This is a genomic window from Serratia sp. 201 (assembly GCF_037027545.1).
In the GTDB taxonomy this organism is placed as follows: Bacteria; Pseudomonadota; Gammaproteobacteria; order Enterobacterales; family Enterobacteriaceae; genus Serratia; species Serratia bockelmannii.
The window spans coordinates 550,998-575,196 of sequence record NZ_JAXCHC010000001.1; the positions used below are offsets into that span (position 1 = coordinate 550,998).

At 57.5% G+C, this 24,199-nt stretch carries 25 protein-coding genes and 1 pseudogene; 14 read left to right on the forward strand and 12 right to left on the reverse strand.

Translation table 11 applies throughout. The features are described 5' to 3' along the window. The first annotated feature begins 10 nt into the window (after positions 1 to 10). Complete coding sequence (pbpG, locus tag WA302_RS03085; protein ID WP_025301951.1) at positions 11 to 940, forward strand: D-alanyl-D-alanine endopeptidase; 930 nt, start codon at positions 11 to 13, stop codon at positions 938 to 940. Positions 941 to 974: 34 nt separating this feature from the next. On the opposite strand, the gene WA302_RS03090 is transcribed toward pbpG, so the two are convergent. Next, complete coding sequence (locus WA302_RS03090) at positions 975 to 1,430, reverse strand: GNAT family N-acetyltransferase (RefSeq protein ID WP_336062785.1); 456 nt, start codon at positions 1,428 to 1,430, stop codon at positions 975 to 977. Between the two features lie 76 nt (positions 1,431 to 1,506). Here WA302_RS03090 and WA302_RS03095 point away from each other — a divergent pair, with 76 nt between their 5' ends. From WA302_RS03095 to WA302_RS03135, 9 genes and pseudogenes are all read left to right on the forward strand, one after another. Then, on the forward strand, positions 1,507 to 1,911 hold the full coding sequence (locus tag WA302_RS03095; RefSeq protein WP_060432635.1) for a VOC family protein: 405 nt from the start codon (positions 1,507 to 1,509) through the stop codon (positions 1,909 to 1,911). Positions 1,912 to 2,520: 609 nt separating this feature from the next. After that, positions 2,521 to 3,663 (forward strand): tail fiber domain-containing protein, encoded by a 1,143-nt coding sequence (locus tag WA302_RS03100; protein WP_336062788.1) that lies wholly within the window; start codon positions 2,521 to 2,523, stop codon positions 3,661 to 3,663. A 243-nt stretch (positions 3,664 to 3,906) separates the two neighbouring features. Next, on the forward strand, positions 3,907 to 5,967 hold the full coding sequence (locus WA302_RS03105; RefSeq protein WP_336062789.1) for an S-type pyocin domain-containing protein: 2,061 nt from the start codon (positions 3,907 to 3,909) through the stop codon (positions 5,965 to 5,967). After that, the gene (locus WA302_RS03110; RefSeq protein ID WP_025301956.1) at positions 5,967 to 6,230 is read left to right on the forward strand and encodes a bacteriocin immunity protein; all 264 of its coding nucleotides are present in this window, start codon (positions 5,967 to 5,969) and stop codon (positions 6,228 to 6,230) included. The genes WA302_RS03105 and WA302_RS03110 overlap by 1 nt, the downstream gene beginning before the upstream one ends. Before the next feature lie 149 nt (positions 6,231 to 6,379). After that, positions 6,380 to 6,505 (forward strand): annotated as a pseudogene (locus WA302_RS03115) (recombinase family protein); the annotation flags it as partial. A gap of 18 nt (positions 6,506 to 6,523) precedes the next feature. After that, positions 6,524 to 7,546, forward strand: a complete 1,023-nt coding sequence (locus WA302_RS03120) for an alpha/beta fold hydrolase (protein ID WP_336062791.1) — start codon at positions 6,524 to 6,526, stop codon at positions 7,544 to 7,546. Positions 7,547 to 7,730: 184 nt separating this feature from the next. Beyond that, entirely contained in the window at positions 7,731 to 8,735 is a 1,005-nt protein-coding gene (locus WA302_RS03125) for a TauD/TfdA family dioxygenase (protein WP_049208952.1), read from the forward strand. Positions 8,736 to 8,746: 11 nt separating this feature from the next. Next, positions 8,747 to 9,664 carry an AEC family transporter gene (locus tag WA302_RS03130; protein WP_025301959.1) on the forward strand — a complete coding sequence of 306 codons (918 nt, stop codon included), beginning with the start codon at positions 8,747 to 8,749 and terminating at the stop codon, positions 9,662 to 9,664. 122 nt (positions 9,665 to 9,786) lie between these two features. Continuing rightward, positions 9,787 to 10,707, forward strand: a complete 921-nt coding sequence (locus WA302_RS03135; protein ID WP_336062797.1) for a DUF808 domain-containing protein — start codon at positions 9,787 to 9,789, stop codon at positions 10,705 to 10,707. A gap of 42 nt (positions 10,708 to 10,749) precedes the next feature. Here the strand turns inward: WA302_RS03135 and WA302_RS25305 are convergent, their stop codons facing one another. From WA302_RS25305 to WA302_RS03165, 7 genes are all read right to left on the reverse strand, one after another. Next, positions 10,750 to 10,833: a membrane protein gene (locus tag WA302_RS25305; protein ID WP_016928643.1), complete on the reverse strand. Its 84-nt coding sequence runs from the start codon at positions 10,831 to 10,833 to the stop codon at positions 10,750 to 10,752. A 103-nt stretch (positions 10,834 to 10,936) separates the two neighbouring features. Further along, on the reverse strand, positions 10,937 to 11,476 hold the full coding sequence (locus tag WA302_RS03140; protein WP_060432638.1) for a GNAT family N-acetyltransferase: 540 nt from the start codon (positions 11,474 to 11,476) through the stop codon (positions 10,937 to 10,939). Positions 11,477 to 11,791: 315 nt separating this feature from the next. Continuing rightward, positions 11,792 to 12,241, reverse strand: coding sequence for a type II toxin-antitoxin system PemK/MazF family toxin (locus tag WA302_RS03145; RefSeq protein WP_197827741.1), 450 nt, complete (start codon positions 12,239 to 12,241; stop codon positions 11,792 to 11,794). Between the two features lie 152 nt (positions 12,242 to 12,393). Beyond that, positions 12,394 to 13,206, reverse strand: coding sequence for a MetQ/NlpA family lipoprotein (locus WA302_RS03150; protein ID WP_141970235.1), 813 nt, complete (start codon positions 13,204 to 13,206; stop codon positions 12,394 to 12,396). Positions 13,207 to 13,335: 129 nt separating this feature from the next. Then, entirely contained in the window at positions 13,336 to 14,187 is an 852-nt protein-coding gene (locus WA302_RS03155) for a DUF1460 domain-containing protein (protein ID WP_336062802.1), read from the reverse strand. A gap of 104 nt (positions 14,188 to 14,291) precedes the next feature. After that, positions 14,292 to 14,834 carry a GNAT family N-acetyltransferase gene (locus WA302_RS03160; protein WP_043136785.1) on the reverse strand — a complete coding sequence of 181 codons (543 nt, stop codon included), beginning with the start codon at positions 14,832 to 14,834 and terminating at the stop codon, positions 14,292 to 14,294. Further along, complete coding sequence (locus WA302_RS03165) at positions 14,834 to 15,301, reverse strand: acyltransferase (RefSeq protein WP_336062805.1); 468 nt, start codon at positions 15,299 to 15,301, stop codon at positions 14,834 to 14,836. The genes WA302_RS03160 and WA302_RS03165 overlap by 1 nt, the downstream gene beginning before the upstream one ends. A 205-nt stretch (positions 15,302 to 15,506) precedes the next feature. On the opposite strand from WA302_RS03165, the gene WA302_RS03170 reads away from it, so the two are divergent. Then, entirely contained in the window at positions 15,507 to 16,097 is a 591-nt protein-coding gene (locus WA302_RS03170; protein WP_033633836.1) for a Yip1 family protein, read from the forward strand. A 53-nt stretch (positions 16,098 to 16,150) separates the two neighbouring features. Here the strand turns inward: WA302_RS03170 and WA302_RS03175 are convergent, their stop codons facing one another. Beyond that, positions 16,151 to 17,002, reverse strand: a complete 852-nt coding sequence (locus WA302_RS03175; RefSeq protein WP_336062809.1) for a DMT family transporter — start codon at positions 17,000 to 17,002, stop codon at positions 16,151 to 16,153. A gap of 600 nt (positions 17,003 to 17,602) precedes the next feature. Between WA302_RS03175 and WA302_RS03180 the strand changes: the two genes are divergently transcribed. The 3 genes from WA302_RS03180 to WA302_RS03190 are packed head-to-tail and all read left to right on the forward strand — an operon-like array spanning position 17,603 to position 20,296. Next, positions 17,603 to 18,319 (forward strand): ABC transporter ATP-binding protein, encoded by a 717-nt coding sequence (locus WA302_RS03180; protein ID WP_049203840.1) that lies wholly within the window; start codon positions 17,603 to 17,605, stop codon positions 18,317 to 18,319. Positions 18,320 to 18,335: 16 nt separating this feature from the next. Further along, positions 18,336 to 19,292 (forward strand): ABC transporter substrate-binding protein, encoded by a 957-nt coding sequence (locus tag WA302_RS03185; protein WP_049208947.1) that lies wholly within the window; start codon positions 18,336 to 18,338, stop codon positions 19,290 to 19,292. Beyond that, positions 19,289 to 20,296 (forward strand): FecCD family ABC transporter permease, encoded by a 1,008-nt coding sequence (locus tag WA302_RS03190; protein WP_060432641.1) that lies wholly within the window; start codon positions 19,289 to 19,291, stop codon positions 20,294 to 20,296. Before WA302_RS03185 ends, WA302_RS03190 begins: the two co-directional genes overlap by 4 nt. Before the next feature lie 13 nt (positions 20,297 to 20,309). Here the strand turns inward: WA302_RS03190 and WA302_RS03195 are convergent, their stop codons facing one another. The 3 genes from WA302_RS03195 to dld form a co-directional block, all read right to left on the reverse strand. After that, entirely contained in the window at positions 20,310 to 21,833 is a 1,524-nt protein-coding gene (locus WA302_RS03195; protein WP_336062812.1) for a sulfite reductase flavoprotein subunit alpha, read from the reverse strand. Positions 21,834 to 21,838: 5 nt separating this feature from the next. Next, positions 21,839 to 22,264, reverse strand: a complete 426-nt coding sequence (locus tag WA302_RS03200) for a PAS domain-containing protein (RefSeq protein ID WP_023447580.1) — start codon at positions 22,262 to 22,264, stop codon at positions 21,839 to 21,841. Positions 22,265 to 22,491: 227 nt separating this feature from the next. Next, positions 22,492 to 24,198 carry a D-lactate dehydrogenase gene (gene dld, locus WA302_RS03205; protein WP_025301973.1) on the reverse strand — a complete coding sequence of 569 codons (1,707 nt, stop codon included), beginning with the start codon at positions 24,196 to 24,198 and terminating at the stop codon, positions 22,492 to 22,494. Position 24,199 lies beyond the last annotated feature (1 nt).

A 24,199-nucleotide genomic window follows, 5' to 3' on the forward strand; every position in this document is an offset into this window, starting at 1 on the left:
TTTCAGAGTAATGCCTGTGAAAATACGTGTTTTGGTTCTGACCCTGCTCGCTTTGCAGGCGGGCGCAGGCTTTGCGCCGCGCGCGCTGGCCAGCGACAACGCCGCCGCCGTACACGCCACCCAGCCGGAGCTGGCCTCCGGCAGCGCGATGGTTGTCGATATGCAAACCCATAAGGTGATGTACGCGCGCAACCCGGATGAAGTGGTGCCGATCGCCTCGATCACCAAGCTGATGACCGCCATGGTCACGCTGGACGCGCACCTGCCGCTCGACGAGATGCTGTCAGTGGACATCCACCAGACGCCGGAGATGAAAGGGGTGTATTCGCGGGTACGGCTGAACAGCGAAATCAGCCGCAAGGACATGCTGCTGCTCGCGCTGATGTCGTCGGAAAACCGCGCGGCCGCCAGCCTGGCGCACCACTATCCAGGGGGCTACAACGCCTTCATCAAAGCGATGAACGCCAAGGCCAGGGCGCTCGGCATGACCAATACCCATTATGTGGAACCGACCGGGCTCTCTATTCATAACGTGTCGACGGCGCGCGATCTGACCAAGCTGCTGATCGCCACCAAACAATACCCGTTGATCGGCCAGCTCAGCACCACCACCGAGCGCATGGCCAGCTTCAAAGACCCGAACTACACGCTGCCGTTCCGCAACACCAACCACCTGGTGTACAACCCGAAATGGAACATCCAGCTGACCAAGACCGGCTTCACCAACCAGGCGGGCCACTGCCTGGCGATGCGCACCATGATCGGTAACCGCTCGGTGTCGCTGGTGGTGCTGGACGCCTTCGGCAAATATACCCACTTCGCCGACGCCAACCGGCTGCGCAGCTGGATCGAAACCGGCAAGGTGACGCCGATCCCGGCCGCCGCCCGCGACTATCGTCGCCAAAAAGACGCCAGCCTGGCGAAAAACGCCACCGAATGACCCGCCTGGCGGTCCGCCCGTTTGCGGCGGGCCGCTATCGGCCCTCGGGCCGTTTGATGACAAATCCCCGCTCGCGATCGCCGTCGAAGCCCGCTTTCAGGTAGAGCTGGTGCGCGCCGGTGCGTTGCTGCCCCGACAACAGCATCACCTTGTAACAGCCTTTTCGCCAGGCCAGCTGCAGCGCGTATTCGATCATGGCGAGCGCCACGCCGTGGCCGCGGTAGGGCTCCGCCGTCACCACGTGTTCGATGACGCCGAACGGCTGCGCCTGGTGCGCCAGCCCCGGGATCAGCGCCAGCATGCAGGTGGCGATCGGTTGTTCCTCGTCCGCTGCCACCACCAGACGGATCGCCGAATCGTCCAGCAGACGTTGCAGGGTGCGGCGCGCATCGTCGGTGCGCAGCGGCGCGTCCTGCGGGCGCAGCTCGCGATACAAGGCTAACAGGCCGTTGAGATCGTCCGGCTGCGCCAGGCGATGAATGATGCTCATGGTTGCTCCTTTCCGCCGCTTCAACGGTAATCCGCTATCCTCCATTAATACCACAACGTTTGCCGGAGGGGATGTTATGAGTCAGGTTTCGACCTTTGTCATGTTCCAGGGAGAGGCGCAGCGGGCGATCGATCTCTACAGCCAGGTGTTCGAGCGTTTTCGGCTCATGCAGGTACAGCATTACGACCCGACGCCGGACGGCCGGCGATTGATCAAGCATGCTGCCATCGATTTCGATCGGCAGAACCTGGTGTTTATCGACAGCCCGATCAGCCATGACTTTAGCTTTACCCCGGCGGTGTCGCTGTTCATCAACCTGTCTAATGAACAGGCGCTGGATCAGGCTTTCCACCGCCTGGCGGAGGGTGGCAAAGTGCTGATGCCGCTCGACGACTACGGCTTCAGCGCCCGCTTCGGCTGGCTCAACGATCGCTTTGGGCTCTCCTGGCAGCTCAATGTGCCGGCGGGCGATCTGCCCTGATACCAAGTGTAACGACTCGCGTTTGAAATCCCGCCGATTCGCATTTAACCGTTTTTTCGGCTCACATTAGTTGCAAATGAAAAATGCTGCTGGCCATTGTCATTACATGACAATGGCCAGCATTTATCCGCCGTCGCCCACAATAACTGCAAATCAAACTTTCTTCTGTGTTCGCAGCAGAAGCTGCCTTTCTCCTGAACAAGAATGCGACTCAATTAATACTTCGGTCATGATGATGGGGTTTTACGCCTGAAACCTCGAAAATTTTGTCGCTTTTAAACATCAGCCAAATGTTGGGGTTAAGGGAGTATCGGAACAGTAAATGCCGTTAAGTGATTTTTTTTAAAAAATTCAACTAAAATCAATAGATTACATTGTTTTTCCATAAGTCATCAGTTCTTCTTTCTTGTATCATTCACCACACATCAAATGATAGTGATTATCATTTGATATCAATTTCTAATGCGCTTAATTTACTGTTCATACATACAGTTTTTGTGTTTTTTGTCGACATCTTCGCCTTGAATTCACGGCGTCGTTAACTGTCTGTCAAGCGTTAGCATGCGCCATTTCCATGGCAGAAACTTATTAATAAACTGAGGAATTATCATGGCTGAACAAAAGAAAAATGCCCAGGTACAGAGTGGCGTCAACGACGACATCACCGAACTTAAATCACTCACCACCCTTCGCAAACGGGTCGTCAGCGACGGTGAAATCGTCTCAAAATCTGCCAACGGCTTTCGACTGGCCAACGGCAACACCGGCGTGATGTTGCGTAACGACGGCAAGGATTTTTATGCTCTGGTTACACCAACCGGGCAGGCGCAGGACGGGCAGTGGAACACGTTGCGCCCCTTCTCGTTCAATCTGGCTTCCGGTCGGGCGGCGTTGCGCAACGGCGTAGATATCTCCGGCGGAGCGATGGTGTCGCATAATGCCGGCATCTCCACCGCGACCACCGGTCCAGCCCCACTTATTAATGGGCAGGTCTATGATGCGGCTACCGTACATACCGACTTCACCAGCGGTAACGTCACTACGGCCATGCTGATGGGGTCGCGCGTGGTCGCCGGCAAAGAGGATTATGGCCTGCTCTCTTACCGCGACTGGCAGGGAAACTGGAACGAACTCCAGGTCAGGCCGAATGCCGAATTGTCAGTAGGACAACTGATTAAGCGTAATGTTAATGGATGGATTTGGGCGACCGGTAACCAGAATGTAAACAATAATGCAGACCGCATTACCAACGGGATGCATATACAGGGTGCTGGCGACCTGTCAGCCGATTTGTACCATTATGAGCGCATCGGCAAACATCACATGCTCGCGTTGCACGTGGCCAATGGCGGCGCTGATGGTTGGTATGAATTCCGCAATGATGGCCATGCCTACACCAATGGCGTCTGGAACAGCAGCTCAGATGTCCGCATGAAAACCGATATCACAACGATTGACGGCGCCCTAGACAAGCTGACCCATATCGGCGGTTACACCTATCTCAAACAGGGCGTGCCGGAAGCGGGCGTGATTGCACAGGAAGTGGAAGAAATTCTCCCCCAATCCGTGACCCAGACCGAGCTGAAACTTAATGACGGCAGCGTGCTGAAAGATGCCCGCAGCATCAATATCAATGGCGTAGTGGCGTTGCTGGTTGAAGCGCTTAAGGAAGAACGCTCACTGCGCGAAGCAGAACGAGAAACTTTTGAAACACGACTGGCTGCCTTGGAAAAAGGCATTGAACGCGCCTGATTAACAATATTGCAGTGGTTTGCACTGAATACCTCTCAGCGCCTTTACAGGCGAGTACCGCGCTTACAATACGATGACGAAAAGGAACTCAATGATGAATGGATTTAATTACGGTGATGGTAAAGGAAGGAAACGTCAAGGCGGTGTAAATGCAGAAGCTGCTTCCCGGTTCAGTAATGTCTGCGTTATTCGCAGCTCGGCAGCGCGTCGATTACATCGTTCTATTTGAAGAGGGATCGGATTATGACACGATATGAAGATACAACGCAGTATGAACGCGATGTAATGACTTCAATGGGATACAACTGGAATGGACATGGGTGGCAAAGAGGGTTTGACTTATCAGATAGCAATATGGTTGTAGAAGCATGGGTTGGCGAGGATTTACCTGATAGACAGAAGGAATTAAGTAGTATTACCCATATCTGGGATCAAAAAATTTCCGATATTAATAAACCGATAAGTGCTTTTGATCCTGAAGATGATGATATCAGGCCATTCAGCAATGAAGCGAAAGAGAGTTATCGTGAGGATTCGGACAAAGCCATTCAGTTTTACGCTAATAAAGTCAATGAAATTGACAACCAAATTAAAGAAATTCAAAAGGATATTGATGCATTAAGCAAGAAAGCTGAAAGCAGTCAACTTAGTGAATTCGAGAAAGCAAACCTAAAAGCAATTATTAGTAAGTTAAATGTAAGCAAAGAACGTCTTACCATTCTTCGAAACGAAGCTAATAAAAAAAGAGTACATCAGGAATATTTAAAGCTGAATAATGAAAGCTGGTTCTTCTCTAGAGAGAAACCTACACCTTGGGTTAGAGAACAGCAATCATTGACCAGAAAAGAGATGGGTAACAAACTGGAAGAAGAGAAGAGAATACAATTAGAAATTGACGCAGCTAAACAAAATATTGAACATTTAGAAAGTGAACAGCGCGAGAAGGAAGAGGATGTCCGCAACGCTGATGAGGCTCGTAAGGCTGAGGAAACGCGCAAAGCTGAGGAAGCCCGTCGCGCTGATGAAGCTCGCAAAGTTGAAGAGGCCCGTAAGGCTGAAGAAGCCCGCAAGGCTGAAGCAGCACGGAAAGCATTGTTCGCCAAAGCCGGCGTACTGGACGCCCCGGTCTATACACCCGACATGATAAAAGCGGCCAATGCCGCGTTGGCCACGGCCGGGATCATGGTGCTCAACCGCGCGGGCGGTATGGTACAATTATCGACATGGGGCAACAGTGTGATGACCACCGCCAGTGAGCTGGCCGGCTGGGTATCCAGTGCCGTGTGGCGCGGCGCCGTCGAAGTTTCCCGGGTTGCCACGCTCAGTGCGGTAGCTCCGGCAGTCGGCGCCTTCGTTGTCGGATTCTGGCCGGGGAAAGCCGGTGAAAGTCAGAGCGATATTGATAAATTGCTGGGCCGTGATTTGACACAGATGTTTACCGTTCCGGCCAGCCTGGTTGCCGCAGGGAAAACACAGATCCAGCCGGAAATGACCACGGTCGATTTGCCAGTGCGCGGGTTTATTCGCCGGGGGAATAGCCGTCAGCAAGAGGTAATACTGGTCAAAACCGGAACAGGCGGTATCTCCGCTACCGTGCCGGTGTATCGGCCGGTTCGCGATGAAAAAACCGGCCTGGACCGGATAACCTTGCCGGCGGTCGCCGGTGCGCCGGGGCGAATCATTTTGATAAACCCGGGCACCGCCCCGTCGGGTCCGTGGCATACCGGCAATCCTGCGCCTGCAGCGCCGGTAACGCCGGTGAATACCGGTACGGAGATAAAGCAGGCCGACAGTATCGTCACGACGACTTTCCCGGCAGACGACATGCCACTGCAGGATTTTATCTACTGGCAGCCGGACGCGACCGGGACGGGTGTAGAAGCAATTTATGTCATGGTGAGCAGTCCGCGTGACATGCCGGGTAAAGTGAGTGGTAAGGGAGAGCAAGTGGGTGAGGGCTGGTTGAACAAAGCGGGGCAGGAACTTGGCGCGCCAGTCCCCCGTCAGATTGCGGATACATTGCGTGGTCGTGAATTTGCGAACTTTGATTCGTTCCGAAAGGCATTCTGGCAGGAAGTGAGTAAAGATTCTGCATTAAGCAAGCAATTCATTGTTCCTAATCGTAGCCGTATGGCTGTAGGTAAGGCACCGAAAGCACGTAAATTGGATGCCGCCGGTAAGCGAACCTCTTTTGAAATTCATCATGTAAATGAGATATCCAAAGGTGGTGATGTTTACAATATAGACAATTTGCGAGTTATGACACCGAAACGGCATGTTGATATTCATAAAGGAGGTAAATGATGGACCTTAAGAATGATATTACTGAATACAGCGAAGCTGAATTTATTTCATTATTGAAAGAAATCTTCAAAGAGAATGTTGCTGAAACTGATGATCGTCTAGATATTCTTCTGGAACACTTCGAGAAGATTACAGAGCATCCAGAAGGAACGGATCTGATCTATTACGCACCATCGGATGCTGAAGCAACCCCTGAAGCAATAGCTAAGAGAATAAAAGAATGGCGCGCCAAAAACGGCAAGCCAGGTTTCAGGAAAGCCTGAACGCCAAAACCTCTCACTTTTTCAGCCCGGCTTAACGCCGGGCTTCTTTTTTTGGGCACCCAAAACGCGCAGTCTGGTGAGACTGTTTTTCTGTTTCATTTGGGCTGTTTTTGTCTCATCTTGGTTTTACGGTTTCATTCGCGCAGAAAGAAAAAGCCAGTGGCAGCAGCCGGGATGATCGGGCTGAATTGTAACTGTTACTGGATTTTCTGCAGCCAGGCGACACATTGATGGTCACTCGTGTCAATCGGTTGGCTCGCAGTATCAAGGATCTGTAGGATATCGTTCATACCTTGAATCAGAAAAGCATTACCCTCAAGGCAATAGATCGGCGGGATTTCAAACTCGGGTTGTTACAGGTAAGGAATTCTGCCGTGGGAAATACCGACAACATCATGGAAAGGTGCGCTTTGATTGATTTTGACCGCTATGTTGAGCAAGCGAAGTCTTACGGTGAGTGGCCGGGCGGGCATGTGGGCATGTCGTCCGGTCGTATAGATGGGTTGAGCTATCGTCTGTATCGGCACACTGCCGAGAGTGAAGACGTGATCCTGGTCTATCACGGCGGCGGGGTTAACAGCGCCGCCGGGTATGACGTCCTTGCGCGCCAGTTGGCGGCCGAGCCAACGCTCGCGGTGTGCCTGGTCGATATTCGCGGACATGGCGATTCCACGGGAGAGCGGGGAACGGTTGAGCGGCCTGAGCGTATTTGGCGCGATGTCGATGTCATCCTGGCGGAAATGCGCCTGCGTTTTCCGTTGGCGCGCAGGCACCTGCTTGGCCATTCCAGCGGCGCCGGGATGTTGCTCAACTACTTGACCCGTTATCCTTGCGAGCTGCAGGCGGACAGCCTGATCATGCTGGCGCCCGAACTGGGGCCATTTTCCGGCATAGCCCGCGATCTGACGGCGGCGGCCCGTTTTGCTCAGGTGCGCCAATGGCCCTTTGTGGCCAATGCGCTCAGCGGTGGGCGATGGTTCGGGCAATCTCGGGCGGTCAGCCTGAATTTTCCCCCAGCCGTGCTGGCCGCCGCCCCCGATTTTGTCTGTCAATACAGCGTCAATATGGCTAACGCGTTGACGCCTCGCGCCCCGGCCAAGCAACTGGCGGCGCTGCGATTACCGACTTTGCTGCTGGCGGCCGCGCAGGATGAGCTGTTCAGCGCGCAATCCTTGCAGCGTTTCGTCGAACAGCATGGCAGTGCGCATGTTGCCTTTGGCTTGCTTGAGGGCAGTACGCATTTATCGTGCGTTTTTGAGGCCCACGGTCATGTCCTGCGCTATCTCTCGGGCGTATTCGCTATCGCATCCGATTGAGACGTATGCGCGTAGCTGTTTGTTTATTAATCACTTCTTCTCCACCGCTAACTGGACGGAGGAGTGGTGATTAAGATCACGAAATTAGTTAATAAATCTTTATGAATTTGATTGCATAATGTTAACATCCTGCCGCTTTCATTAGGCTTGCTAATGATATTCTTATTGTCAAGGAATGCTCAGGATGGATTACCAAAACGTCTTTCAATTGACGGATCAGGAAAGAAACGAGTTATTTTCGGCATTAGATAAAATTGCTTACGATCCCGCCGGCGGTGATGCGTATATTCACGCCATACGTTCGGCCATGATCACCCACTTACCCCACAGATTAAGCGCCGCATTAGGCCAGCAAAAGGCGTCAATCAAACCACGGCCTTATCTTATTTTAAAAAATGTGCCGGTGGATAAAGAAGTGTTCTTTTCCCCTTGTCCGAACCAATATACGCCTTCGGCCAAATCAGGGAATATCAGTGAAAACCTGTTGGTCGGCATCTCTTCGCTAATTGGTGAACCCTATTCGATGTATTTCGAAGGGAAAGAACTGATTAATAATCTGATCCCCAAACGCGAAGCCAAAAAAGAATATACCGGTCTGGGGTTCGATGTTGAATTGGATTTCCATATTGAAAATGCGGCCCTGAAACACCTGGAGCAGTTCAACGTCTCGCCGATGGGGTTGCTGTTAGCCGGCGTGCGCCGCGATCCGCACAGCCCGATGACGCGTATCTCCGATTCGCGTTTGGCTATCGCTCAACTGAGCCGCGAGGACGTCGAAACGCTGGCCAGCCCGCTGTACAGCATCAAGCTGCCATACCGTTGGCGCCAGTCCACGCAGGCCGGGCGCGAAGAAACCGCGCTGGTGCCGCTGATTTCGCAAAACCATGTTCTGCCGGATGTGAGCGCCGTTTTCTATCCCGGCATGATTGCCGCCAGCACGCCGCGAGCGGAAGCCGCACTGGAGCGTTTCTACGGGCTGGTGAAAGAAAATGCCATCGGCATCGATATTTGCCCGGGCGATTTGGTGTATATCGATAACCGTTTTGCGCTGCATTCACGCGATAAATTCACGCCATCTTTCGATGAAAGAGATACGCCGTTGCGCTGGGTACAACGCGTCTTCATTTCGGCAAGCTTGTGGAATCACCGCAACCTCAATCAGGTTGAAGAGCGCATTTTCTCGATTTAAGGTTATTATTCATGCTGAACGTTTTTCTTTCTATATTACCGATTTTTTTGTTAATCGTGCTGGGCTATTTGTCAAAGCTCTATGTTAAAGACGTTGCCGTATTTTGGGGCTTTTCAGACAAATTCGTTTATTACCTGTTTTTTCCGGCGCTGTTGATATTGGATATCAGCGAGGCGGATTTTAGCGGCGCGGACAGCTTTTATCCCGTTGTGGCGACCATAGTTTCCACGCTGGCCATCGCGTTGATTATTTTCGTTGGCAAACTGTTTTTCAATACGTCGGCCGATCTGTTTACCTCTATTTTTCAGGGCGGAGTCAGATACAACTCTTATGTATTCATCGCGCTGTCGCAATCGCTGTTCGGCAGCGAGGGGGTGGCGCTGTCCGGTTTCTTCGTGGCCTATATGATCATTCTGACCAACATCATGAGCGTGTTGGTGATGAACCATTACGGCACCGGCAGCAAGAAAAGCCTGAGCGGCGCGCTGCTGGCGCTGACGAAAAACCCGCTGATCATCGGCGCGTTGTTCGGGGTGCTGATGAACCTGTGCAACCTGCACATCACTGGCGCGCTTAAACAGCTGTTCGTTTATCTCTCCAACGCCGCCACGCCGCTGAGCCTGATGTCGGTCGGCGCAGGGTTGATCGTCAGCATGCATATTCGCAAGCTGGTTTCCATCTCTTATGCGACCGTGCTGAAACTGGTGGCCATGCCGCTGATTACCATTGCGCTGGTGCACTATTTCGGCGCCACCGGCGTGCCGGCCAGCATCGCCATTCTCTACTCCGCCGTGCCTTGTGCCGGCAACGCCTATATTCTGGCGCGGCAAATGGGGGGCGATCATGAAGCGATGGCCTCCATCATCACCTGGACGACGCTGCTGTCGGTGATTACCGTCACCTTCATCCTGGGCAGCGTAGCGCTTTAACGTCGGCGCCGGGCGGCAATCGCCCGCCCGGCATTTTCCGAGATCCTCCCATATCCTTTCATGATGCTTTACCGCTATGCTAAACATAGAATGGCCCGTGAATATGAAAAGGATGAATCATTTTGGCAGGAAGTAGCTTACTTACCCTCATCGACGACATTGCCTCGTTGCTGGACGATGTCTCGTTAATGAGCAAGATGGCGGCGAAAAAAACCGCCGGGGTGCTGGGGGACGATCTGGCGCTCAACGCGCAGCAGGTCACCGGCGTTAAAGCCGACCGCGAGCTGCCGGTGGTGTGGAGCGTCGCCAAAGGCTCGCTGATCAACAAGGCGATCCTGGTGCCGCTGGCGCTGCTGATCAGCGCCTTCGCGCCCTGGGCGATTACGCCGCTGCTGATGGTGGGCGGCGCCTATCTGTGTTACGAAGGGTTCGAAAAGGTGTTTCACAGCCTGAGCCACGGCAAGGCGGCGCAGGAGGAAAAATCGGACGGGCCCGGCGTCAATGAGGACGCCGCGGCTTATGAGAAGCGCAAGGTGAAGGGGGCAATACGCACCGACTTCGTGCTGTCCGCCGAGATTATCGCCATTACCTTGGGCACCGTCGCCGGCGCCACCTTTAGCCAGCAGGTGATCGTCTTGTGCGGCATCGCCGTTGTGATGACGCTCGGCGTGTACGGCATCGTCGCCGGCATCGTTCGGCTGGACGATCTGGGGCTGTATCTGAGCCGCAAACGCAGCGCAGTGGCGCGTTCCCTCGGCGGCGGCATCGTGCGCGCCGCGCCTTATCTGATGAAAACGCTGTCGATCGTCGGCACTGTTGCCATGTTTATGGTCGGCGGCGGCATCCTGACCCACGGCCTGCCGCCGGTGCATCACCTGTTCGAAGACTGGGCCTCGTACACCACCGTGGTGCCGACGTTTGGCCATCTTTTGCAGGGTGTGGTTCCGGCACTGCTGAACGTGGCGTTCGGGCTGGTGGCCGGCGGCGTGGTGCTGGCGGTGGTGTCGGCGCTGGGCGCGGTACGCGCGCGTTTCAAGGCATGATGAAAAGTCTCGCCCCGGAAGGGGCGGGACGTATGAGACGGATTAAAAGATCAGTTTGAGAACGCCGGTAATCGTCAACAAACCCACGATGAAGATGATGGCGACAATCCACAGAATAATTTTCATTCACTTCTCCCTTACCGGTTAGATGGCGTGCGCGATTGGCGCTAACTCAATGAAATCCCTCTTCACTATAGACGCTAACTTCCTATCGTGCGTCGCCATGCATTCAAGGATGCCGATTGTCGCCGTCACCCAGCGCGCGCTGCATAATCTGCGTGTCACGCCATTCCCCCAGTTTGAACCCCACGGCCTTTAACGTTCCGGCGCTGGTAAAGCCGAGCGACTGGTGCAGCGCCAACGAACCGCGGTTGGCGGCGGAATCACCGACGATCGCCAGCATCTGGCGCCAGGGGCCTTGCTCGCAGCGGGCGATCAGCGCGCTCAGCAGCGCCTTGCCGACGCCTTTCCCCTGTTGCCCTTCGGCGATATACACCGAGTCTTCTACGGTAAAGCGATAGGCCGGCCGGGGGCGATATGGCGTGGCATAGCAGTAGCCCATAACACGGCCTTCGCTTTTCGCCACCAGCCAGGGCAACCCGGCTTCCCGCACCTTGCCTAGCCGCAGCTGCATTTCCGCCAAGGTCGGCGGCTGTTCTTCAAACGAGGCGGCACCGTACAGCACGTGGTGAGTGTAAATTTGCAGCACGGCGGCCATATCGTCCGGCGTGGCATCGAGGAGGCTGAGTACGGGAGCGGAGAGCGTCATGGTAATGCCTGTTTACCTTGGAAATCAGCGGATAAACGCCATTATGCGCGCCGCTCGCCGCCGGGATAAATTGGGTTTTCTTATGGTGAGATAAGAAAACCCTATGGGAACGTTCGCCGCGCATCGGTCAGGGTAGAAAGGCTGAGGGGGCAAGAGCGGAAAGATAAGAAATCGGTAGGCGCCAGAGAGGCAAAAGCCCAGCTGGATGGCTGGGCTTCGCAGGTCCCTGAAAGGGAGGGTATAGCATAAGGGCCTTTATCGGCTACGGCGACAATTTCACCTGATTTGTCTGTTTTGTCAACAACAGCGTACTGGTCAGAACAGCATATTTTTGGCATTGATCGACTTAATGACGGCGCGTTGTATGTCAGCAACAAGCTCGCGCGACAGACACTGGGTAAGAAAGCCTCTCTCTTTACGGGCTCTGTTCAGCCGTTGGCGGCTGACTTGCTGCACCAGATCGCCCTTTGCCCAGCGCGTTTGCGGATGAAGGAATCTCATATCTTCGATGAGTTCACGCGTGATTTCGATGTGCAATCCCAGTTCGATCTTGTTCGAATCTCTGGTGGTCGACAGCGGTACGATAATGCAGGCGTTGCCGTTAATTTTGCCGTTTAACACAACAACTAAACGGTTCTTCACCATTTCTGGTGGAATGTGGCCATCATAAAAGCCGGCTTCATGCGGTTGGCAGACTGATAGGGGATAGTTGCCATAGTTGCACTCGAGAATTTCCCCGACCTTGGGGGCAAATTTGATCGGCATCGATACACTCCTTTGTTGTGAACAATCCGTGTTATGGAGGAATGAGCATGCGGGCGTTTTGCTTTTAGAGAAAGGTGTGGCGTAAGGAAACGGGGAATGAAAGTGAAATATTGCGGATTCGTGCGCAGAATCCGCCTTGATGGTGGCTGAATTTACCAGCCTTTCACCGCGCCGCCGTTGAAGATTTTCTCGGCGGCTTTGGCGACTTCGTCCGACTCATAGGCCTTGATGAAGTTCTGTACGTTTGGCGCGTCCTTGTTGTCTTCGCGGGTGACGATGATGTTGGTGTACGGTGAGTCCTTATCCTCGATGAAGATGCCGTCTTTGGTCGGCGACAGGCCGGTCTGGTTGATGTAGGTGGTGCTGATGACGGCGACGGTGACTTTCGGATCGTCTAACACGTGCGGCAACTGCGCGCCTTCCAGCTCCATGATCTGGTAATGATGCGGGTTGGCGCTGATGTCCAGGGCGGTGGGCAGCAGCCCTTTACCTTGTTTCAGCGTAATCAATCCGGTTTTTTCCAGCAGCAGCAGGGCGCGCCCCAGGTTGGTCGGATCGAGCGGGATGGCGATCACCGCGCCGTCCGGCAGCTCTTTCAGCGATTTTATCTTTTTGGAGTAGCCGGCCATCGGGAACACGAAGGTATTGCCGACCGCCACCAGCTTATAGCCGTGATCTTTGTTTTGCTGTTCGAGGAACGGGCGGTGCTGAAACACGTTGGCGTCCAGTTCGCCTTTGTCGGTGGCGTCGTTCGGCAGCAGCGAACCGCTGAAGCCGACCAGCTCGACGTCCAGCCCGTATTTCTCTTTCGCCACCTGCCTGGCGACTTCCGCCACGTCCTGTTCCGCGCCGTTGATGACGCCGACTTTGATATGGTTTTGGTCGGTTTTTTGATCGCAGCCCTGAAGCGCCAATACGGCGGCGAAGGCCGCCGCCAGAGGGGTGATACGCCAGCGTAAGGTCATCGAAGTCTCCCTGAAAAAAACAATAAAATCAGTTGGTTTTTGTCCTTACAGCTAAGCCTGAACCGCCGGCGAAGTCAAACGCTCGTTCAGCATAAACGGCTATAGCTTATAGCCGTTATGCGGCGGTGATTATCGGCTGAGCGAACGCAGCACCACGATGCCCGGCGTAGCCATCACGTAATCCATAAAGGGTGAGTCGACGACCTGCATGTTGGCCTTGCGCGAGGAGGCGTTGCGCAGCACCGGGCCATGGTCGGTCATCACGAAGATGCCGGTGTGGGTCACGTCCAGCCCGGCGAGGTTGGTGTAAATACCGATGTAGTCGCCGGTGCGCAGCTGGGCCAGCACCTTGTCGTCGACGTTGTCGCTGGGAATGTAGGTGACGCTGCGCTGCACGTTGGGCAAGCCGGGCAGGTAGCTGCTGCCGTCCGCCTTTTGATTGAGGTTTTTCACGAGGCTGACGGCGTGCGGGCTGAGCTGGGCGGTGATGTCTTCGACCACTTTTTTCGGCCGCTGCGCCCAGTCGGTGAAGAAGTGTTTGCGCTGCGGGAAGGCGATGTTGCCGTCGACGTAGCGAATGTCTACCAGGCGCTGAACGAACTCGGCTTCGCTGCGGGCGGTGCTGAGCGCTTCCACATAATCGATGTAGGTGAAGCAATCCAGTCCGCGGAAGTCGATCACCAGCTGCTCGGGCGTGTTCTGCGAACCGATCAGACGGTTGGCGAGATACGGCGTGCCGAGAAACTCGCGCGAAATCAAATCGACGGTGCGACCATGCGGCTGCGCGGCGGGCCAACCGGCGCGCAGCGCGAGGATCTCACGCAGCTTGCTGCGGGTGCTGGCGTCCATCTCCGGCTGCACGCCCGGCGGCGAAACGGTGACGTCGGTCGGCGGCGTCGCGGGGGAGACGGCGGTGGAGCGTTCGGCGCATCCGCTCATAGCGATAGCTAACATCAGTAAAACAGCCTTGTTCTTGTTCATACGGCCCTCCATGGGTGTCGCTGGCTTATCAGAGTAAGTGATAACAGTTCTCATCCGATGGTAGGGGTTAAAAAGTAAACATCACCTCAATGGCAATCGATAAATCAGTAACCGATTTCGCTATTGAACGGCAAATACCAGAACAGCGCGATTTCGTGATCGGCGATCTCCGGTTCGGCGCGGTACAGCAAACGGTCGATGCCGCCGAGGATAAACCCGTAATGCTGGTAACAGCGGCAGGCCGCCAGATTGTTGTTCTGCGTTTCGAGCATCATACCTGAGGTTTCCTGCTGCCGCGCCCACCGTTTGGCGCAGTCCAGCAGTGCCCCGGCGATGCCCTGACGGCGCGCATGAGCGCTGACGGCGATCTCGTCGATCAGGGTGTAACCGTTCCAGTTTTTGCTCAGCGTGATATGGCCAACGGCGTCGTTCTGACGATACGCCAGGAAGGTCACGCTGTCTTCGTTGGCGAACGGCGCCAGCGGATACCGTTTGCGAAATGGCGCCACCGGGCGGGTTGGCCAGCTGTCCACCGGGCTGTCGAACTGCGGCAGGGCGTAACAGGCGATGGTGAAGCTGAAATCGCCGCGGGCCAGATAATCGTCGGGCAACGCCTCAATGGCCGCGATGCGGATGGCCGGGTTCATTACGGCAGCTCCCGCAGCAGACGCGCCGGGTTGCCGGCGTAGATCCCCTTGCGGGTGATATCGCGGGTCACCACCGCCCCGGCGCCGATCACCGCGTCGTTGCAGATCTCTACCGCCAGGATCGTGGCGCCGGAGCCGATGGACACCCGATCGCCGATGCGCGTGCGCCCCCAACTGGCCGGATCGGCGTTGGGCGCGCCTTCCCGGAACAGATCGTTGGCGAAGGTAACGCCGTGGCCGACAAAGCACGCTTCGCCGAGGGTGACGTATTCGCAGATAAAGCTGTGCGACTGAATTTTACTGCGCGCGCCGATGCTGACGTGGCGCTGGATCTCGACGAACGGGCCGACGAAGACATCGTCGCCGAGCCGGCAGCCGTAAAGATTGCAGGGCTCGACAACGGTAACGTTGCGCCCGACGTCGACGTCGACGATCCCCGCCTGACGGGTGGTGATTACGGATGACATGACCTTCCTCGCAGCCTGGTTTTTATGGTGGGAGTATAAGACAAAGCGCTGCGGCGTTGCGCTTTCCGCACGTTTTTTCGCCGAAAGACTATAATTAGTACAGGGGAGAGAGCCCCGTGGCCGCAATCCTCGCACGGGTAGCAGTCCGTCGGAGGTGTGAAATTCGTTCGCCGATCGCGGCCTACGGCGAGATAGGAGGTGTCTCATGGTCAGTCATGTTTGGGGACTTCTGGCGCATCCCAGCGCCGAGTTCGAACAGATCAAAAGCGAGAATGAAAGCGTCTCGCACCTATACACCCATCACGTGTTGCTCTTGGCAGCCATCCCGGTGGTCTGCGCCTTTATCGGCACCACCCAGTTGGGCTGGCTCTCCGGCGAGGGACATGCCATCAGGCTCGACATGTTTACCGCGCTTTATACCGCCGTGGCGTTTTACCTGCTGATGCTGGCGGGCGTAGCGGCCATGGGGAAAGTCATTCACTGGATGGCGCGGCGTTATGAATCGCGCCCCAGCCTGCACCGCTGCATGGTGTTCGCCGGCTATGTGGCGACCCCGATGTTCCTCAGCGGGGTAGTGGCGCTCTATCCGGTCGTCTGGCTGTGTCTGTTTGTCGGCATTATCGGCCTGTGCTATTCGGGCTATCTGCTGAATCTGGGGATCCCGCACTTCCTGAATATCGACAGTAAGGAAGGGTTCATCTTCTCCAGCTCGACCTTCGCCATCGGCATTCTGTTGCTCGAGCTGCTGCTTGGGGTGACGGTGCTGCTGTGGGGGTACGGTTCCTGGTTGTTCTGAGTTAACGGCTGTTGTTGCCCCCGCGCCGGTGGAACGGCGCGGGGGCTTTTGCTTTATACGCGGCGGAAAACCAGCATCACGCCGAGCACGATGCCCGCCATGCCCAGCAGGCTCAGCGCGGCTAGCGCGTGGCCGAGCAGCAGGTAATCCAGCAGGGCGGTCACTGCCGGGATCAGGTAGAACAGGCTGGTCACCTGCACCAGATTGCCGCGCTGGATAAGGCGATACAGCAAGAACGTCGCCAGCACCGAGATCACCACCGCCATCCACAGCAGCGGCAGCACGAACGCCGGCCGCCATTCGACCCGCAGCGGCTCAAACGGCAGTGCCAGCGTACACATCAATAATCCGACGGCATACTGCAGCGGCAAGACCGCCAGCGGCGGCTGCGTCATGCCTTTTTGCAGCAGGGTGCCGGCGGTCATGCAGCCCAGCGCGATAAAGGCGAACAGCATGCCGCTCAGCGAGAAGTGGGCCACCATCAGGCTTTGGTACACCACCAGCGTCAGCCCGACCATCGCCAGCGCCAGGCCGAGTGCCCGCAGCCTGGTGCAACGCCGCTCGGTGATGAACTGGGTGAGGATCGGCTGTACGCCGAGCAGCGTCGCCAGCACGCCGGGCGTAATACCTTGTTCCAGCGCCAGCAGATAGCAGATTTGATAGCTGCCGATCATCAGCACGCCGATCAGCACGACGCGCCAGCGGGTGCCGGGGGCGGGGAGACACTGGCGCTGCCACAGGCCGATGACCAACAGCACCGCCAGCGCGATGGCGCAGCGGAAGAACAGAAAAGCGAAGGCGGAGGCGTGCTCCAACCCCCAACGGGAGAAGATCGCGCCGCTGCTCCAAAGCAGGACGAACAGCGTAGCCAGGCCGGCATTGGCCCAGAGAGAAGGTAATCGCATATCAATTTCACCTGTCGTGAAAATTACAGGCTCCGGCGCGCGCGGCGGTCTACGCCTGAACGCAACAGATCAATAAGCCGGAGGTAAAAGTCGGTGTGGCTTAGCGCACAACCACAATGCGTGGCGGGTAAGCGGCAACCGCTGAAACGACAGAGGAAACGGCGGGTGGGGCAGAGGAAGCACACAGCAAAACGACGGCCGGAGCGGTCGTAAGAGTCGGATCTGTGCTGTGCGCCAACGGAGTCATAGGGGGTCCTGCAAACCGGGAATAAAACTTATCGCTTCAAACATAACCAAGTTCAGCGGGGCGTGCAATCGGAAATCACAATGATTTAAATGATAATGTAAATCATTATCATTAATTAAAAGGTATGCTATGTTGCTTTTGCCGCGCAGTGTTGAAGCAGGGGGGCGCGGCTTGCTCCCTACCTCAGTTCACGCAGCGCGTGCGGCAAAAGAGGTTGCGATTCGCTTTTGCAGAAGGCGCGGAATCGTGGTAAAAATATTGATATGTTATAATATAACAATTGACGCATAATGAATTCAGTTCACGACATCCTCCGCGTTGATGGCGTTAGCCTGACCGGCCACGGCGGGGCATTGATACTCGACAACATCCATTTCGCGCTCCGTTCCAGTGAAAAGCTGGCGGTGATCGGCCCTAACGGCAGCGGCAAGTCCAGCCTGTTGCGTGCCCTGATCGGCGAAACGCGGCCGGACAGCGGCGGCATTTACTGGCGAGGGCGCGCCTTGTCCGAGTGGCCGGCGGCGGAACGCGCCAGAAGCATCGCCTTTCTGGCACAAAACGATCTGCCGGATTTGCGGCTGTCGGTTGAGGACTACGTGGCGTTGGGCCGTTTACCGCATGGCGAACGCTCTGCGACGGGAAAGCGCATTGTTGACGAGGCCATCGGGGAAACCGGGCTGGCGCCGCTCAGGCACCGCCCGTTGGGGCGGCTCTCGGGCGGTCAGCGTCAGCGTGCTGCACTGGCCCGGGCGTTGGCGCAGTCTCCCGATCTGTTGTTGCTGGATGAACCGACCAATCACCTCGATCCGCCCGGGCGCTCGGCGCTGCTGTCGTTAGTGAAAAATAAAGACATTGCCGTGATTGCAGTGCTGCACGATTTGCCCGTGGCAGAGGCGTTTGCCGATCGGATCCTGGTGCTCAACGAAAGCCGCCAGGTAGCCTGTGGTACGCCCGAGGCGGTGTTGCAGACCCCGGTGATTTTGCCGGTGTTCGGCATGAACAGTTTCAAGGTGGCGCACCCCGTCAGCGGGAAAACGCTGCGTATTTTTGACGTTCCCCATTGCGCTTGATAAACCAGAGAGAAACATGAACACACGCGTATTCCCCCTGCTCCTGCTGCTGGCCGGCGGGGCGGCGGCGGCCGAAAAATTTCCCGTCACCGTAGAAAGCTGCGGTACGCCGGTCACCTTCAACCAGGCGCCGCAACGCGCCGTCATCAACGACATCAATATGGCCGAGATGGCCTTTGCGCTCCATTTGCAGGATCGCATTGTCGGGCTGACCGGCATCACCGGCTGGTACAAACTGACGCCCGACTTCAAGGCCGCGATGGGCGCCATTCCCGAACTGGCGCCGAAATATCCTGCTCTGGAAACGCTGCTGGCAGTTCAGCCGGATTTCTTCTTCGCCGGCTGGAATTACGGCATGAAGATCGGCGGTGACGTCACACCGGAGACGCTCGCCCCGTTCGGCATCAAAACGCTGGTGCTGAGCGAGAGCTGCGTACAGGCCGGCGGGCGGCCGCAAAAGGCCGATATGAACCTGCTGTATGACGATGAGCTGAAGCTCGGCAAGATTTTCGGCAAGCAGCAAGAGGCCACCGCGCTGGTTGCGGGCTGGCAGCGCCGGTTGGCTGCGCTTCCCGCCAGGCCGGCGGGCCAGCCGCCGCTTAAAGTGTTCGTCTATGACTCGGGGGAGGAGAAGCCTTTCACCAGCGGCAGATACGCTATGCCGACGGCGATCGTCGAAGCGGCGGGCGGCCGCAACGTGATGGACGATTTGCCGGCGAGCTGGACGACGGCGTCCTGGGAAGCGGTGGCGGCGGCCGAGCCCGACGTCATTATTCTGCTGGATTACCAGACCGGGTCGGGCGCCGATACGCTGCGGCGCTTCCTCGAGTCTCACCCGTTGATGAAATTGACCCCCGCCGTACGGCACCACCGTTATCTGAAACTGCAGTATGCGGAGCTGACGCCGGGGCCGGCCAACATCGGCGCGGTGGAAAAGCTGGCGCGGGCGCTGTACGCGCCGGAGGCTGAATGAATTCGCCGACCCGGCGGTTTATGCTGCTCGCACCGCTGGCGCTGTCAGTGTTGTGCGGGCTAATGATCTGGAGCCTGCAGCTGGGCAGCGTCGCGTTGTCATGGCGACAGGCGTTTGCGGCGTTAGGGCTCGGTTCGGCGCCGCTTTCCGGCATGCTGGACACCATCGTCGTGCAACTGCGGGTGCCCAGGGCCTTGTTAGCGGCGTTAACCGGCGCCGGGCTGGCGATGACCGGCGCGCTGCTGCAGACCACCACCCGCAATGAGCTGGCCGATCCTTTTTTGTTTGGGCTCTCCTCCGGCGCCTCCGCCGGCGCGGTGCTGGTCATCACGCGCTTTGGCGATGCGCTGGGCGCGCTGACGTTGCCGCTGTCCGCTTTCGCCGGCGGTATTTTGTCGGCGATGGCGGTGATGATCCTGTTTCGCGTCAGCCGGGTCAGGCGCGCCGAGCAGCTGATCGTCTGCGGGCTGGCGGTCTCGTTTTTGTTCAGCGCGCTCACCAGCTACCTGGTGTTTTCCGGCGATCAGCGGGCGGCCGGTTCGGTGCTGTTCTGGTCGCTGGGCGGGCTGGGGTTGGCGCGTTGGGATAATCTGTTCATTCCGCTGGCGAGTTTTGTGCTGCTGGCCGGGTTTACGGCGCTGCGTTGGCGGGCGCTGGATGCGCTGCTGGCGGGCGAGCAAACCGCCCATTCGATGGGGGTCAATGTGGCGCGCCTGCGCACCGAGACCTTTCTGTGTTGCGCACTGTCCACGGCGTTTCTCGTTTCGTTGACGGGCGTGATTGGGTTTGTCGGGCTGATGGTGCCTTATCTGGCCCGGCGCCTGGTGGGCGTGCGCCATCGCTTGTCCGTGCCGATGTGCGGCCTGCTGGGGGCGATGCTGCTGACCGGCGGCGACATGCTCAGCCGCAGCCTGATCCCCCATCAGGAGCTGCCCATCGGCATCATTACGGCGGGGCTGGGGGGCGCGTTCATCGTTTCCTTGCTGCTGCGCGCGGAACGATGAACGCCGTCCTGTCTCAATAGAGTTCCAGGTGCAGGCGCTGCTGCTCGATCAGCGTCTGCCACAGATTTTCCGCCCCGCAGGCTTGCTCCAGCGCCGTCGCCACGGCATGTTCCAGATACTGACGATTGCCGCACAGGTAGACATGCGCGCCCCGCTGCAGCAGGCCGCTGACGACATCGGCGCGATCGTCGATGGCGTGTTGCACGTAATACTTGTCGGCGGCGTCGCGCGAGAATGCCGTGATGAGCCGTGTGAGTACGCCCGTCGCGTTCAGCGTGACCAACTCCTCGCCATACAGGAAGTCTTCATCGCGCCTTTTCTCACCGAAGATCAGGACGGTTTCACGCCGTTCGACCTGGGCGGCCATTTCGCGCAGTAAGCCAATCAACGGTGCGATGCCGGTACCGGTACCGATAAGCAGCACCGGCAAGGCGGTGTCGCGCGGCAGGTAAAAGCCGGGGTTGGCGCGGCAGAAAAGGCGGAAAGGACCGGGATGCTTGAGCAGCCAGCCGGTTGCCGTGCCGCGCCGTGTGCGGTCGCCGCGTTCATAACGCACGTCGCGAACGCACAGATCGAGGCTCTCTTCCCGCGTTGCCGAAGCGATGGAGTAGGCGCGCGGTAGGCAAACGGGCAGCAGCGCCAACAGGTTCTCCAGCGTGATCGCGTGCGGCGGGCAAAAATCGTGCAGCACGTCCAGCAGATCGGCGCCGTACAGATAACTCTCCAGGGCTTTGCGCTGACGGATCTTCAGCAGGCCTTTGAGCTCTTCGCTGTCGGCCAACTGCGCCAGCTCGCGCAGCGTCGTTTTGCTGAGCTGGCGCAGCTCCCGGCGCCGCAGCGCGTCGACGGCCTCCGGCCTGCCGAGCCAGTCTGCCAGCCGGGACAATAATCCTTCGTCGTTCTCCGGCAACAGATAGACGGTATCTCCCGCCCGGTAAACGATGCCGCTTCCGGCGATATTCAGCCGCAGATGCCAGGCTTGCGGCGTGCGAGCGCTGAGCGGCCGTCGTTCGAGGAGGGCGGCGCTGAACGCATGGTCTTCACCGTAGGCGGTCACGCGCAGATGCAAGTCGCGACCCGCCTGGGCATCGCCGGCCAGCACCTTACCCAGCGTCGTCAGCCAGGTGGTGAAGAACGGTTCGAAGTTAACGTCGGCGTCGACGCGATTGACGATGGCGCGGGCGCCGTATTGCGTCAGGCGCGCATCCAGCGCCTGCGTGAAGCCGCAGAAATGCGGGTACGCGGTGTCGCCGAGACCAAAGATGGCGTAGCGCAACCGGGGGGGATCCGGCCATTGCGCCAGCGCGTCGGAAAAACGCTCGGCGTTGGCGGGCGGTTCGCCGTCGCCAAATGAGCTCGAGACGATCAACAGGATGTCACGCTCGCCCACATCAGCGGGCTGGATGGCGTTGAGTTCTTTAACCATGGGGCGGTAGGGTTGCAGGCTGCTTTGCTCGCCCAGGCGCATCGCCAGCGCCCGGGCGTTGCCCGACTCCGAACCGTAACCAATCAGGATGCGTTCGATGATGTCGGCCATAGCGGTTACTTGTCGTAGTGGTTGTCGAACTGTTCTTTGGCGAATTCCACCGATTCGAAGTCGGTCATCAGATCGTTGATCACGCGGCGGATGCTGATATAGGCCTCGATATTGCCCTGGGCGTCATACAGCGGCTGCACCGTGGTGTCGACCACGTACAGCACGCCGCCCTTGCCGACGTTCGGAATGATGCCGGTCCAGATACCGCCCGCCTTGATGGTGTCCCACATCGCTTTGTAAACGGCTTTCGGCACGGAAGGGTGGCGCACGATGCTGTGGGGCTGGCCCACCAGCTCTTCCCGGGAAAAGCCGGTCAGCTGACAAAAAAGATCGTTGACGTAGGTGATGGTGCCCTGCAGATCGGTGGTGGAGATCACCATCACTTTATCGAGCGCGGCCAGCAGCTGGGCGGAATCGAGGGTTTGACTCATGGTAGGTTCCTTCTCATTAACTTCGCGGTGAATGCCACGGCGGATGTCATGTATCCGTCATGACAGCTTTGTAATTAATTCTCATTTGCGATGATGGGTGAATGGTAATCGGGAATTTTATAAGTTGCAATAAAAATGCATCTTTAAAGGTGCAGAAAGATCGCGAGGAGGCAGGTAGGGCAGAGGGGGCCCGCGCCGGGTGCGGCGGCGGGCCGATCGTGCGGCGTTTAGCGGGGGTCTTCGGCCCAGCCTTTGCGTTTGCTGGTTTTGCCGATGCCGGGGTTGAAGCTGTTGGTTGGATCGGCGGTGCGGTAGAACGTTTGCAGATCCGGTTTGGCGTGGTACAGGTGGCCAACGTTATGCTCCGCCGGGTACTCGGCGCCGCGCCGGTTGAGGATCTCGAGCATCTTTTCTTTCAGCGCATGGCTGTCCACGCCTTTTTTCACCACGTAGTCCTGATGGAAGACGTGGCACATAAAGTGGCCGTAATACAGCTTATGCACCAGTTGGCTGTCGATTTCCGGCGGCAGCGTTTCAAACCAGTCGGTGTCGTTGCGGCGCAGGGCGATATCCAGCGCCAGAATATCCTCCACCTTGTCGGCGTGCACCGCGTGGTAGCGTACGGCGGCACCGGCGGCGGCGAAGCGGTGCAGGAAGGCCTTTTTGCCTTCGTCAGGCGTGCAGGCGAAGAAGGCGCCTTCGGCCTGGGCGAAATAGTCGGTCAGATAGCGCTGTGCTTCGTCTACGCCGGGGCCGGCCATCTTCAGCAGCAGGTGGTGTTCGAAACGTTCGCGGTATTCCTTCATGCGCTTCGGCAGGTGGCTCGGTGCCAGATGGCTCAGGCCCTGCATCAGCCGATCGGTCAGGTTGTGCGGCAGCAGCGGCAGCTTGTTGAGGCTGGCATCCATGCGGCCTTTCAGGGTGAAGAAGCGCGGCATCTGATCGGTGCCGAGCTTGTCGATCATCATGAAGGTGTCTTTGCCGTACACCTCGGCGATGTCGAAGATATCGCGGTGCATGTATTCACCGGCCACCGGCAGGTTTTCGAATTTGCTCAGCATGTGGCGGCGCAGTTCGGTCAGCACCGCGGTGTGGTTGGTGCCGATATAGAACACCTGCTCTTTGCCTTCTTTCTCGAAGGTGTCGAGCCGCACCGCGAACACCGCCAGCTTGCCGGCGCAGCCGGAAGCTTCGTACAGGCGGCGTTTGTCGGCGTTGAAGCGGGAAGGGGTGTCGGCATCGACGTCGCGCACCCGGCTGGCGTATTCGTTATCCGAGGCGCGCAACTCGCCGTACTCGACGTCTGTCGGGCGATAGTCGCCTTTTTCTAACCGGGTGAGGATCTCTTCCGGCGTGTCGCCAAGCCGGATGCCCAGATGGTTCACCAGGCGCAGCTGGCCGTCTTCCCCTAACTGGGCGTACAGCGCCATTTCGGTATAGGCCGGGCCGCGTTTCACCAGCGAGCCGCCGGAGTTGTTGCATACGCCGCCGATCACCGAGGCGCCGATGCAGGAGGAGCCGATCACCGAATGCGGTTCGCGGCCGTAGGGTTTGAGCAATTTCTCGAGGTGGTGCAGGGTGCTGCCGGGGAAGCCGACCACCTGCTTGCCGTTGTCCAGCACCTGAATATGATCGAGGCGCAGAGTGCTGACGATGACGATGTCGCGGTCATAGTCGTTGCCGCTGGGGGTTGACCCTTCGGTCAGGCCGGTATTGGCGGCCTGCATAATGACGATTTTGTCGGCAGCCACGCAGGCCTGCAAAATGCGCCACAGCTGCAGCAGGCTAGTGGGAAACACCACCGCCAGCGCCTGGCCTTCGCCGGAGCGGAACCCCTTGCGATACCGCTCGGTGTTGCGATCGCCGGTCAACAGTTGCGGGCCGCCGACGATGTCTTTGAGCTGATTGATAAACGTCTGATTGCCTGACTGCATA